Source organism: Nocardioides sp. Z30_9 (assembly GCF_058215735.1).
Genome location: NZ_JBZAJF010000001.1, coordinates 1,415,460 through 1,427,241, shown reverse-complemented (window position 1 = coordinate 1,427,241; position 11,782 = coordinate 1,415,460). Strand labels below are relative to the sequence as shown.

The window sequence follows — 11,782 nt, the reverse complement described above, 5'->3', positions numbered from 1 at the left end:
ACGCAGTCGATTCCGCCGAGGTGCGAATCCGCTAGAGACAACTAGCGCAGTTCACGTAGCAGGTGGTTGCTCAAGAGGCGCACGTCAGAAGGAGTGTTTTGCAGGCCGTTCCAACGGCGGATGTTGTCAGGCCCGAAGCTCCACGAGCCCGTTGTCCATGACGTCTTGGGTTTAAGAGTCGCGATGGCTCGCTCAAGATTGAGTTCGCCGAGATCCGCGGCAGGGACGCCCTCCGTCAAATGATCCATGACGTATCCCAGGGACTGGATCCCGACGCCGTGGGTAAGCCGGGACTTGATGGGTGGGAGTGCCCAGGCATCGGCGAAGGTGTACGCCACGACCGCCCAGAACTGGTTGAGGTGAAGCAGGATCTTTTCCACATCACCGGAGCCGTCGATTGGGTCGCGGTACTGGTAGAGCGCGCCGTCGTACAGGCTGTTCTCGATCATCTTGAGGACGCTGTTGTCCTTGATGTAGCCATCCGGCGTCGTGGGGGTCGCGATCTTTCCGGCGAATGGCAAACCGGAGCATGGGTCGCCGGCGTTGAGGCGGGTCATGACCAGCGCCGGAAGTTGCTTGCGGGCGTACGCGGGGGGCAGATGACCGGCCGTGTCAGGAAGCAGTTCGTGGATGAGTCCCTTGGGGAGAGGCTTGGTGTTGTTGACCAGGATGAACTGTGAGCGTTGCTCGGCCTCTCCATGAGCGATGAATCCGACAGCGGCCACCGGGAACTCGGCGAGGTCAGCGTCGCGGATTGCCGCGCTCCGCTGTTGGCCGTCGACTAGCCATGCTGGCTTCTCGTCATCGGGCTGCGACTCGTCGATCGGGATCACGAGTTCACCGAGTGTGGAGTAATCGAGGTTCGCCCTTGAGTTCGTAGACTCGAAGCGCACGCGCGCATCGAACGCCAGGACGATGGCGTTGGGGAGCAAGGGCGAGTCGGACTCAAGATAGCGCCGGATCGCTCGGATATGGCTGAGGACCTCGGGCCGCTGGTAGCCCTGCAGCGACTCATCGTCTCGATGCACCCGTGAGACTGTGGCGAAGTCGTGAATCCGCTTGCCGTCGACGCCGAAGCAGAAGATGTATTGGCTTCCTTGGCGCACCCTGATGGCGGGGAGTCGGATCTCGTATTGGTCAGCCATGGTTGCTCCCATTGGTCTCCGCAGTCACGCGGGGTTTGAGGTGCTTCATCTTGTTCGACAGCACTGACAGGTTGTGGAACCCGCGTCGCTTGTTCCGTTCAGTTCCGCGAAAGATCGCGATCTCGATGCCGAGCGTGCGGCAAAGCGTGCATGGGCACTTCGTCCAGGGAGCAGCCGACAAAGTGCGCTCGTACTCCGGGAGGTAGCTCTTCTTGATCTGACAGATGACCTCATAAGCCCCCAGCGCTTGCAGTGTTCGTTTGAGAGAGGCAGTGCTGCCGTCGAAGTGACGGAGTTCCATGAGACATGCTCGCTCGTGTTCAAGCGCCTCTCGTTGCGAAACGCGTCCCGCCAGGATCGCCCGCTTCAGCGTCGGGTTTCCGTCAACCTGTGGGACGCGCAAAGCGACGAAGGCTTCGGTTGGGGTGTGGAAGTTCTTGCGGTCATCCATGAACGCCTGGCGAAAAGCGGATGTGCTGTCGAAACTCGTCACGCCATGGCCAGCGAACGTGTCCATAGAGTCGAAGCGAGTAATGCCCAGCAGGTGAAGTTCTGTGTCCTGTGTACGAACGCGGTCGATGGCGACGAGGCACTCAAGGATGTCTCGCGTCTTCAGTGGCACCATGCCGCCGAGTGCGATCCGGCGATATCCCATGTCCTGGAGTTGTCGCACGCTGTCGGCGTAGCTCTCAGGACTCCAGCCCTGGGCTGCTCCGACCGGGTGGACTCGTAGTCGCTGATCTCTCACTCGTGCGATGAAACTCTCGGCAAGTTCGAGTGTGATGAGTCGTCGCTGCGCCCATGCTGGATCGACGTCCTCGAACGAGAGATTTCGGTTGTACCCGAAAATGATGTGGTCAACACTGACCCCGGCGTCGAAACCGCATCCTTCGTAAAAGTCGAGGGTCTCTTCGACGCTGACCGGAGGAATCAATTCGTCGGCGTAATTGAAGGCCCCGTTGTCGCCCAGTGTTTCTACTTCATGCGGTAGTCGGAAAAACCGTCGCACGCCCAATCGATAGAGCCGCGCCCGTTGGGCGGCCGTATACTTGCCCGATCCCTTGACCGAGCCGTCAACGATAGACTTGCTCACGAGCATGCCGCTATAGGGAGGGGCCTCGAGGATCTCGTGCGCGTACCGGTCGTCGCGCTGCCGTACCCGTAGCGCAGAATATTCGTCACGAAGAAAGTCGTACGTGGGACTGACCAGATCCTGGCTGTCAGGGAAGTAGAACTTCACCTCTTGCCAGCCCGATTCGCAACATAACTGCGCGCCAACAGGTTAGAGAGTGCGCTGATGTGACGGGGAGTGTTCTGCAGTTCGTCCCAAGGCAATCCGAGCTCGGGCCAAACTCCCTGCGTCCAGGCGCAATCCGCCGCGATGAAAGCAAGTTCCCGCTCAGCAAGTTGAACCGCTTGAGCGTCATCGACGTCTACGTGCGCCATCACGCGCTCCATTAATCGCCCCATCGCGCGAATGCCAACTCCACCCATCAGGCGTGATTGCGTCGGAGGCACACCCCAGGCATCTGGGAACGTGTTCTTCACCGCTGACCAGTAGGTGAGGAGCACTCGTCGGATCCCCTCGGTGTCGGTGGTCCCGGTCGCGATATTCCGATAAGGAAAAAGCACTCCTGATGGCGACTCGAGGGATTCCTTGAGGGCCTCGACAAGGCCGGTGTCAGTGACTATCGCCTTCTGCTTCGTCTCGGGGTCGGCCGATGCGCGCTTGATCAGGCCCTTGAAGGGTGATCGGGCATCTTGATTCAGCATGTCCACGAGTGCGGAGGGCAGTTTGCGAGTTGACATGCGTCCGGACGGGACCCGAGTGATCTCAGGCAGCAGTTCCGTGACCAGGTTGACAGGTAGTGGTTGCACGGTGTTCACGCGCAGAAACTGCTCCCTCTGTAACTCCAATGCGTCCGTAACAAAAGCGGCTATCGGAACAGGTAGGCGGCGATTCTTGGTTCGTGACAAGGCGAGACTCCGCTGTTGGCCATCCACGATCCATGCGGGGCGGGGGTCTTCGGGGCCGGACCCGAATGGGATCTCTAAAGTGCCCGAGATGGCAAGGCCGTCACTGGCTCCGGGGCCGCGACTGGATTTGAAGCGCACTTCCGTCGGTAAAGCCAAGATGAGACCGTTGGGGAATAGCACATCTGCGCTATCGAGGTACTCCTGGATCTGCTTTACATGTTTGCGCTTTTCGGGTCGCTGGTAACCGATCAGTTTGCCGGCCTCGTTGCGCCCGATTCGGGCAACGTCAGCGATTTGGTCGATCTCTTCGGCTGCCAAGGTAAAGAGATAGAGGGGTGTGTCGGCATTCTGGAGAACCTTGAGAGCCTTGCGCTCTAACCATTCGGCTGTCATACCGCCTCCAGTGCGGATCGGAATATCTCGCCGAATCGGCGTTGCTCACAGGCGTGACCTGCGTCTCGCAGTATGCGGAGAGCCCTGGTCTTCGAGAGGTTGGGATCGGCTTGCCGCATCTGCAACACGAAGTTGAGGACCTGTGTGTCGGTCAAAGGGGTGCGGTCGTAGACCTCTGGTTGGGATGCCGTCGAAGCCCATGCGCTCCAGGCAGCGTTGTTCCGGTTCCCCGAAATCGTAGGTTCGGGAAGCAGGCTTAGCCAAGCGATGGCGGTGCGAAGATTCAGACTGGTGGTGGTGCCGCCCAATGCGGCTCGCAACCCCCGGTCTGCGGCCACACGAAGTTCTGCCGGTACCGAGTCGGACCCCCCGAAGACGACAACATCGTCTCTACCAGCCAACTGCTTCAGGTCTTGATCCATCGCATCGGCGTAGTTCTTGGAAAGCACAAACAGCGTAGGTGCGTCTAGGTGGGCCCTGGCTGGCGAAGAGTTGGTTGCCATGGACTGCCACCAGGCGCTGGCGTCGACTCGACTCGCACCCACCGAGTCGGCTTGGCCGGGGCTGAAGGTCGCGGCGTACGACGGTGCCTGCACGTCGGCCTCCACGAACCCCAGGCCAGCCGAGGCAACGACCAGTGTCGGACGGAAACCTGCGCCGCGTGCCGATGCCTCCAGCCTCAGCGCCTGCGTCCAGGATTCGCCACAGTAGAGATGGCGAAGTGGCGCTGTAGGCGACGCGCCCTCGATCCGTGTCTTCCACAGGTCAGTTCGCTCAGCTATCGACCCAGGGGGGAGGCTGCGTACCATCAGGCCTGGCTCAGGTTGTGCTGACTTGCGGTCAGTGCACGTGACGACGATCGTCAGTTTTTGGCCCACTTGCGCGGCCCTCCCCAGTAACTGTCAGTGTGTCGTCGCTACTCTAACCTGTAGTTTCGGCCTAGCGTAGAGGCCTACACGCGACATGTGGACAACGACGGATTCGGTGGTGACAAGGTGCGCAAAGCAGTAGTTCTTCTCAGTGGTGGTCTCGACTCCACAACCGTGCTGGCGCATGCGAAGAACGAGGGGTTCGAGCCCTTCGCGCTGAGCTTCCGCTATGGGCAACGACACGTGGTCGAACTCGAGGCGGCCAAGCGGGTGGCTGAGGCTCAGGGTGTGGCCGGCCACGTTGTGTGTGACATCGACCTTCGAGTGTTCGGTGGGTCGGCCCTTACTGCCGATGTTGACGTGCCGAAGCACGAGAGCGTCGAGACGGTGGAAGAGAACATTCCGGTCACCTACGTGCCGGCACGCAACACCGTGTTCCTGTCATTCGCGCTTGCGTACGCCGAAGTGATCGGTGCCACGGACATCTTCATCGGAGTCAACGCCCTTGATTACTCTGGCTACCCCGACTGCCGACCGGAATACATCGCGGCGTACGAGGCCATGGCAAACCTTGCTACGCGAGCCGGCGTGGAGGGTGGCCAGATGAGCATCCACACACCGCTGATCGACAAGACCAAAGCCCAGATCGTCGAGATGGGACTCGCACTCGGTGTCGACTACGCCCTTACCTCGTCCTGCTACGACCCAGATTCCGAGGGGCGCTCGTGTGGGCACTGTGACTCCTGCTTGCTACGTCTGAAGGGCTTTGCAGAAGCCGGCATGGAAGACCCCGTGGCCTACCAGGCAACCCGGTGACCTACAAGATCAAAGAGATCTTCTACACCCTCCAGGGAGAGGGTGCTCATGCCGGGCGCCCAGCAGTGTTCTGTCGATTCAGTTTGTGCAACCTGTGGACGGGACGGGAAAAGGACCGGGCCCGAGCGATCTGCAAGTTTTGCGACACTGACTTCGTAGGCACCGACGGCGAGGGCGGCGGACGATTCGCCACCGCCGAGGCGCTCGCAGATGCCGTAGAGGCTGCCTGGCCGACAGGTTGGCTCGAGAACCGGATGGTTGTCTGCACTGGTGGGGAACCCTTGCTGCAGCTCGACGACGCAGCAGTGCAAGCGCTGAAGTCGCGCGGGTTCTATGTGGCCGTCGAGACCAACGGCACTCAGGTTCCTCCAACCGGGGTCGACTGGCTATGCGTGAGCCCGAAGATCGGTGCAGATTTGGTCGTCGGTGGGGGACAGGAACTCAAGTTCGTCTACCCGCAAGGCGGTGTCGACCCAACCTCGTTCGAGCACCTTCACTTCGAGAACTTCCGGGTCCAGCCCATGGACGGACCGGACGTCGTGGCGAACACGACTGCAGCCGTGAAGTTCTGCATGGACCACCCCAACTGGCAACTGAGCCTCCAAACCCACAAGTTCCTAGGAATCCCGTGACCTTCACTGCAGAGATCTATCGCGAATTCACCTTCGAGTCCGCACACCGGTTGCCCCACGTGCCCGACGGGCACAAATGTGCGCGCCTGCACGGTCACTCCTATCGGGTGGAGGTGCACATCGCGGGGCCCGTTGGTGACGAGACTGGATGGGTTCAGGACTTCGGCGACATTAAGAGGGCGTTCAAGCCGCTCGAAGAGCAATTGGACCATAACTATCTGAACGAGCTCCCCGGCCTCGAGAACCCCACCAGCGAGGTGCTGGCGAAGTGGATCTGGGACCGCCTGCTCGACGACCTCCCGAACTTGGCGGCCATCCAGGTGCGCGAGACCTGCACATCCGGCTGCATCTACCGGGGCGAGTGAAAACACCATGCTGCCCGATATCCAGGATCAGTTCGACGCTCGTGGCATCGAGTTGGACGAGGTGGGAATCTCAGGGTTGAGGTATCCGACGGTTTTTGACGATGGTGAGATCACACAGGGGGGCATCGGTAACTTCGACGTTGTTGTCCGCCTGCCTGCTGATCGCCGTGGTACGCACATGAGTCGCATGGTTGAGATTGTGCATGACCATTTGGTGAGGCTTGATCCTCGCGAACTCCCTCTCGTGCTGAAGCACGCCGCCGCTAAGCTCGACGTCGACTCGGTCGAGATCCGTTGCGCCTTGCCCATTGCCACCTTGGTGACGTCGCCAGAGTCGCGTCGAGAGTCCTGGCAGGCCAGCGATGTGCGGTTTCAAGCCGCTCTGGTCGACGGAACTTTCCGGCTGAGCACGACCGTCACGAGTCAGGTGACCAGCCTCTGCCCTTGCAGCAAGGCCATCAGTGACTACGGGGCTCACAACCAGCGAAGTGACGTGACTCTGAAGGTGGAAGGCGACGGCGACGACTCGTATCCGTTGACTATCAGTCGGGCCGTTGAGCTAATCAGATCTGTTGGTTCGTGTGCTGTCTATCCACTGGTGAAGCGCCCGGATGAGCGAGCAATCACCATGGCTGCCTTCGACCACCCCGTCTTCGTTGAGGACATGACTCGTGATCTGTCCGGCATGCTGAGAGGACTAAATATCACGCACCGTGTCTCGGTAAGGAACTTGGAGAGCATTCACAGCCATGACGCAGTTGCCAGTGTCGCGTACATCGGGAGAGTCGCCGCACAGACTATTTGATCCAGCCGTGAGCCTCCAGTGTTCGGCTGTCAATTTGGTTGCCAGCCTTGTCTCTCTTGATGAGGTTCAAAACGTACTTCTTGCCGCCCTTAGTGCCTTTCGACCCGTACATCGTCTTGAGTGCCTCGGCCAAAGGGCCAACCCAGTCGTCCTTTAGTGACTGCAGTCCAGAATCGTGCCAGGGGATTCCCCGCATGTGATCGAGGTTGCTAGCAACCTCTGCTGGACTGCTGGGGGAGCTCGGCCCCATGACCTGAGCCAAGAGTCCACGCGTGATGGCTTTAAGGCCCACGTTGTGAAGTATTCTCTGTTTGTGGTTGGTTGTGACAGCAATGTCCCAATAGTCAGTCGCTGCGTTGACTTGTGGGTCTGATCCGATGGTCCCCTTCACATTAGGGTTGATTAGGCCCAGTGAAAGACGGACGCCTTCGTAAAAGTCAAAGAGGTACTTCCCTACCTCCTTGACTTCACTGGGGTCCATCTTCTCGAGGGTGAACCTGTTGGCCAAGTACGGGTCTTGCTCAAAGGCAAGGGCGATCAGTGACTCGAGAAAACTCAGGGTGATTACGTAAGGAGTCCGCAGATTGGTGGCGCCGACTATTGAGTCCGGAGCAAAGACGCCCCCCCTCCCCTCAAGGTCATTTCGAATCCAACTCAAGGCAATCTGTGCCTTGTAGGCTCGGTGCCCCACCTGTGAGTCGTACTGCTCCCTGATGGCTGCTTTAAAATCTTCACTTAGCGGCCTTCCCATATTGAGTTCATAAGTCTGATGCCGCATCACATCTTCGTAGTCGTTGCCCTTCCACCGCTTGATTATAATCACGTTGACTGGGTATGGATCGGGTGCGGACCAATCCCTGAAGGCCTTGATTCGATGTTGTCCGTCCAGTACCCATGCCGTTCGATCAACTTCCGCAACGGCCTTCAATTCAGTGCCGTCCCATTCGTATTTGCCGGTCAGTCGAACCGTTCCTGGTGTGACGCGGGCAATCGCCGGCATTTGTGTATGTGGTACGAACTCAAACGCGTCTTCCTCGACTGATATTACGATGGCAGAGGGAAGTATTCTCTCTTGATTCGAAGACGCTAGAAAATCCCGGATCGATTGCCAGTGCGCGTCGTTGATTGTTCGATTCCTGCCCCCTTCTCTCCAGACGCCGGATGCGGGGTCCCACCCGACGGCATTGTCTACAGACACTAAATCGCGCAGGACCTGTGCATCCACCCCCGCGACGTAAAGATGCAACTTCGAGTTGCTTGGATTCTGTACCAGTTCGTACCCGTAGAATTCGTGTGACTTCCGGGTTACCTTTGGTTTCTTCACTTGCACGACTCGCATTCGATAATGAGGTTGGTCAGGTTGGCGGCTAGAACTCCCCGTGGGCGCACAAAGAGTCGACAGTCAGATGCTGAGTTTCCGCAAGGACACATGCTCAATGGTCGCCCATCTGTGGTCTGGTTCGACATTGAGAGTCGAAGAAAGCGTAGTGCTGGAGAGATGGTCTGACTGGTGCTCAGTTTCAAGGCTGCAGCGATCCGCCCGTTTGTGGTGGCGCCCTTGCCTAGGTTGCACGCAGCGCAAAGCAGTTGAAGATTGTTGAGACCGTGACTGCCACCCAACGAGGTGGGCGTGATGTGGTCGACGTGAAGGGGGTCTGAGCGGTCTCCGCATGTGCGGCAGTACGGTCCCCCCTGCGCCGACGCAACCAAGTCTCGTCGCGCATGGGCGCCGGACGTCGGCATTCCATCGTGAGCACTCCGGTTCACGTCTTTGATTCGCTCCAGCCAACGCATGGCGTCGGAGGATGGTTGATCCGATAGGTCCAAAGCGTCGAGCAGTGCGCGATTATTCTGGCGGTTGCGGGACCAAAATTCGTAGGTCAAAACAAGCGCTTGCTGATCAAGGGCCTCGCTGACGGCGTGGCCGAGGAGTTGCCCCCAAGTCTCGCTCGTCATTTTTGGAGATGGTGCCGGTTCTCTCCGCATCGGAAGATGATATGCGGCACAGGATGCTGTCTTGCAACGCGCCGGTCGGTGCGGTCTACGCGCGGGAGATGACCAGGCTCAACCGACTCTCCTTGTGCACCCCCGACGTCACGAACTTCGTGAACCACTAACCGGGTGCTCGCGGGGCTCGGCCGTGCCCCGCCCGCGCTTCGCGTTGCTGGTGCGCTGTGCTCGGGCACGCGGCCGCTGATCAGCACCACGCGCCGTACCTCGCGGATGGCAGTCGCTCGAACCGTCCGGGTGAGTATCAAGAACACTGGAAAGAAGACCTGGACTTCCCAACCCGGCACCGTGACGGGCGATCTGGGCTTGCCTCGCAAGGGCAGGTCGGTGACAACCACCGCGGGACCGCCCTGCGGGCCACCATCCGACTGCAGTCGGGAGAAGCAGGTCGAGGTGGGGGCCTTGCAGACCTCTGCCACTGAGCCGGTCATGGCTTTCACGCCGATCGCTGGGCGGGTGAGCCGCCTCGACTACCTGGGTCATCGACCGTCAGCAAAGCTGCGGATAGGCGAAACGACACTTCCGGTCTCCTGACTCCAATCGAGAAAACGCCCGTTCCGGGCAGGCCCAAACCTGATACTCGACGGCATGGGAAATCCAGAGGGGGTCGTGACCCGCTGGCGCCGTTTCGGGCACGACCGGCTGTACGTCACCCGGGGCCATGAGGTGAGCGTCGGTTGGTGGGACCTGAAGTCCGGCGAGGGGAGCCCCGAGAGCCCGGAGGACGAAGCGGCACTCCGCGAAGCCGTGACGGCATGGCAGGCCAGCAATGCCGACCTGGTCGGGGCTGCCCCTTCAGCGACCAAGGCGGCTACTGCGGCATCCCCCGTCGTGGAGCCCGTCTCAGTGACTCCAGCCGACGCTACGCCCGCGCGCCCTTGGCTCGACCTGTCCACGAACCTGCCCGGAGCCGAAGCGCGGGAACAGGCGATCGCTGCCCGTGGTGCTGCGCCGGTGAGGTCGCTGCTGGCGCGTGCGCTCGGCGTGCACACCGACGAGCGCGCTTGGCGGATCGGAGCGGACGGCGAGGAGAAGGTGGCGGCCCGGCTGGCCAAGCTCGCGAAGAAGGACCCGCGCTGGCGCATTCTGCACGCGATCCCGGTCGGCGCCCGGGGCGCCGACATCGACCATGTGGTCATCGGTCCCGCCGGCGTCTTCACCGTCAACGCGAAGCACCACCCTGGGGCGAAGATCTGGGTCGGCGGGGACACCTTCCTTGTCGACGGCCACAAGCAGCCCTACATCCGCAACAGCCGACACGAGGCGGCCCGTGCGGCGAAGCTACTCACTGCCGCGTGCGGATTTCCGGTGCACGTCGAGGGGATCGTGGTCACGGTCAACGCATCTGACGTGGTGGTCAAGAAGGCGCCGAACGGCGTACACGTCATACCGAGGATGAGGGTCGCCAACTGGCTCGGCCGGCACGGCGAGATTCTCGCCGAGCCCGTGCTCGAGTCCATCTTCGAGTCGGCTCGCCGATCGACGACCTGGCGTCCCTGACTACGTCCGGTCGTTCGCGGTCACGCGTCCCCGGCCGAGCAGTCCGGGGACGCGCAGACGTAGCGGAAGGGCGGGTCGGCGAGCAGCACGGTGGACTGGGTGTCCGGGGGTGCCGCCGGGTCCATCTGCAGGACGAGCTCCTGGCCGCAGACGCGACACCGGGGCACCGAAGGGCCGGTCATCGGCCGGCTCAGCTGTGGACCGACCGGCGCGCGCCGACACGCGTCCAGATGAGCAGCGCGATGACTGCCCCGATGACCGAGCCGATGATGCCGGCCGGCTGCAGGAGGCCGTCGGAGGCGTCCTTGCCGAAGAGCAGGTAGCCCAGGAAGCCGCCGATGAACGATCCGACGATGCCCAGGACGATGGTCATCGCGATGGACAGGTCCTGCTTGCCCGGGACGAGCAATCGGGCCAGGGCGCCGGCGATGAGCCCGACGATCAGGATGGTCAGGATGAGACCCAGCATGGTGGGTTCCTTTCAGTGGAGGTTGGTCCCTCCATCCTGTGACCCCTGAGGAGGGTCCGATACACCCCTGGGTAGGTTAATGTTGCGCCGTGAGTACGGCTAAGACCCACACGAGTACGCGACCGATCACGGTCGCGCTCGTGGACGACTACGACGTGGTCGTCATGGGGGTCGCCAACATCATCGACCGCTACCGCGACCGAGTGATCGTCGCCGAGCTGGACACCAACAAGCCGGTCGAGGACGTCGTCGACATCGCGCTCTACGACTGCTTCGCGCAACCGGAGTCCGACCACCACAACATCGCGGTCCTGCTGGAGAACCCGCACGCGCGACGCGTGGTCGTCTACACGTGGAACTTCCACCCGCAGCTCGTCGAGAGCGCGCGCCGGCAAGGGGTGCACGGGTACCTCTCCAAGGCACTGCCGGCCCGTCAGTTCATCGCCGCCCTCGAAGCCGTGCACGCGGGCGAGGTGGTGTTCAGTGATCCACCCGGTCGATCCGGCGGCGTGAACGGGCTCGACTGGCCCGGCCGCAGCGAGGGCCTGAGCGAGCGCGAGGCCGAGATCCTCGCGCTGATCACACAGGGTCTCGACAACGCCGAGGTAGCCGCCCAGACCTTCCTGACCCCCAACACGGTCAAGTCCTACATCCGCACGCTCTACCGCAAGATCGAGGTGTCCAGCCGCACCCAGGCCGTGCTGTGGGGCATCGACCACGGCTTCGCCCCCAACCACCACCGGATCGACCACTGGCGCGGCGGTCCCTGAGTCGCACGCGTTCGGGACGTAGCCGTCTCCT

General features: G+C 61.3%; 14 protein-coding genes. 6 read left to right on the top strand and 8 right to left on the bottom strand.

Annotated features, from left to right (window positions below; all coding sequences use genetic code 11):
* Positions 1-41 precede the first annotated feature (41 nt).
* Genes dbpB (AC4BGB_RS06990) through AC4BGB_RS06975 form a run of 4 tightly spaced genes read right to left on the bottom strand, consistent with a single transcriptional unit; the run spans position 42 to position 4,123 of the window.
* Positions 42-1,145 carry a DGQHR domain-containing protein DpdB gene (gene dbpB / locus AC4BGB_RS06990; protein WP_490545988.1) on the bottom strand — a complete coding sequence of 368 codons (1,104 nt, stop codon included), beginning with the start codon at positions 1,143-1,145 and terminating at the stop codon, positions 42-44.
* The gene (dpdA, locus tag AC4BGB_RS06985) at positions 1,138-2,385 is read right to left on the bottom strand and encodes a tRNA-guanine transglycosylase DpdA (protein ID WP_490545987.1); all 1,248 of its coding nucleotides are present in this window, start codon (positions 2,383-2,385) and stop codon (positions 1,138-1,140) included. The genes dbpB (AC4BGB_RS06990) and dpdA overlap by 8 nt, the downstream gene beginning before the upstream one ends.
* Positions 2,382-3,515 (bottom strand): DGQHR domain-containing protein DpdB, encoded by a 1,134-nt coding sequence (gene dbpB, locus AC4BGB_RS06980; RefSeq protein ID WP_490545985.1) that lies wholly within the window; start codon positions 3,513-3,515, stop codon positions 2,382-2,384. The genes dpdA and dbpB (AC4BGB_RS06980) overlap by 4 nt, the downstream gene beginning before the upstream one ends.
* Positions 3,512-4,123, bottom strand: a complete 612-nt coding sequence (locus tag AC4BGB_RS06975) for a hypothetical protein (protein WP_490545983.1) — start codon at positions 4,121-4,123, stop codon at positions 3,512-3,514. The genes dbpB (AC4BGB_RS06980) and AC4BGB_RS06975 overlap by 4 nt, the downstream gene beginning before the upstream one ends.
* A gap of 357 nt (positions 4,124-4,480) precedes the next feature.
* On the opposite strand from AC4BGB_RS06975, the gene queC reads away from it, so the two are divergent.
* Genes queC through AC4BGB_RS06955 form a run of 4 tightly spaced genes read left to right on the top strand, consistent with a single transcriptional unit; the run spans position 4,481 to position 7,002 of the window.
* Positions 4,481-5,200, top strand: a complete 720-nt coding sequence (gene queC, locus AC4BGB_RS06970) for a 7-cyano-7-deazaguanine synthase QueC (protein ID WP_490545982.1) — start codon at positions 4,481-4,483, stop codon at positions 5,198-5,200.
* The gene (gene queE, locus AC4BGB_RS06965; RefSeq protein ID WP_490545980.1) at positions 5,197-5,832 is read left to right on the top strand and encodes a 7-carboxy-7-deazaguanine synthase; all 636 of its coding nucleotides are present in this window, start codon (positions 5,197-5,199) and stop codon (positions 5,830-5,832) included. The genes queC and queE overlap by 4 nt, the downstream gene beginning before the upstream one ends.
* On the top strand, positions 5,829-6,197 hold the full coding sequence (gene queD / locus AC4BGB_RS06960; RefSeq protein WP_490545978.1) for a 6-carboxytetrahydropterin synthase QueD: 369 nt from the start codon (positions 5,829-5,831) through the stop codon (positions 6,195-6,197). Before queE ends, queD begins: the two co-directional genes overlap by 4 nt.
* Before the next feature lie 7 nt (positions 6,198-6,204).
* Positions 6,205-7,002 carry a GTP cyclohydrolase I FolE2 gene (locus AC4BGB_RS06955; protein ID WP_490545977.1) on the top strand — a complete coding sequence of 266 codons (798 nt, stop codon included), beginning with the start codon at positions 6,205-6,207 and terminating at the stop codon, positions 7,000-7,002.
* Here the strand turns inward: AC4BGB_RS06955 and AC4BGB_RS06950 are convergent.
* Together AC4BGB_RS06950 and AC4BGB_RS06945 are read right to left on the bottom strand one after the other, a co-directional pair.
* Complete coding sequence (locus AC4BGB_RS06950) at positions 6,995-8,332, bottom strand: DNA sulfur modification protein DndB (RefSeq protein ID WP_490545975.1); 1,338 nt, start codon at positions 8,330-8,332, stop codon at positions 6,995-6,997. The genes AC4BGB_RS06955 and AC4BGB_RS06950 overlap by 8 nt on opposite strands.
* A complete protein-coding gene (locus AC4BGB_RS06945) occupies positions 8,323-8,745 on the bottom strand; it encodes an HNH endonuclease (protein WP_490546794.1) in 423 nt (140 codons plus the stop codon). The genes AC4BGB_RS06950 and AC4BGB_RS06945 overlap by 10 nt, the downstream gene beginning before the upstream one ends.
* A gap of 855 nt (positions 8,746-9,600) precedes the next feature.
* On the opposite strand from AC4BGB_RS06945, the gene AC4BGB_RS06940 reads away from it, so the two are divergent.
* Positions 9,601-10,512 carry a nuclease-related domain-containing protein gene (locus AC4BGB_RS06940; protein WP_490545973.1) on the top strand — a complete coding sequence of 304 codons (912 nt, stop codon included), beginning with the start codon at positions 9,601-9,603 and terminating at the stop codon, positions 10,510-10,512.
* Positions 10,513-10,532: 20 nt separating this feature from the next.
* Here the strand turns inward: AC4BGB_RS06940 and AC4BGB_RS06935 are convergent, their stop codons facing one another.
* Both AC4BGB_RS06935 and AC4BGB_RS06930 read right to left on the bottom strand, forming a co-directional pair.
* Positions 10,533-10,694 carry a hypothetical protein gene (locus tag AC4BGB_RS06935; protein WP_490545971.1) on the bottom strand — a complete coding sequence of 54 codons (162 nt, stop codon included), beginning with the start codon at positions 10,692-10,694 and terminating at the stop codon, positions 10,533-10,535.
* Positions 10,695-10,702: 8 nt separating this feature from the next.
* Complete coding sequence (locus tag AC4BGB_RS06930; RefSeq protein WP_490545969.1) at positions 10,703-10,981, bottom strand: GlsB/YeaQ/YmgE family stress response membrane protein; 279 nt, start codon at positions 10,979-10,981, stop codon at positions 10,703-10,705.
* A gap of 89 nt (positions 10,982-11,070) precedes the next feature.
* Here AC4BGB_RS06930 and AC4BGB_RS06925 point away from each other — a divergent pair, with 89 nt between their 5' ends.
* Positions 11,071-11,751 carry a response regulator transcription factor gene (locus AC4BGB_RS06925; protein WP_490545967.1) on the top strand — a complete coding sequence of 227 codons (681 nt, stop codon included), beginning with the start codon at positions 11,071-11,073 and terminating at the stop codon, positions 11,749-11,751.
* Positions 11,752-11,782: the final 31 nt, after the last annotated feature.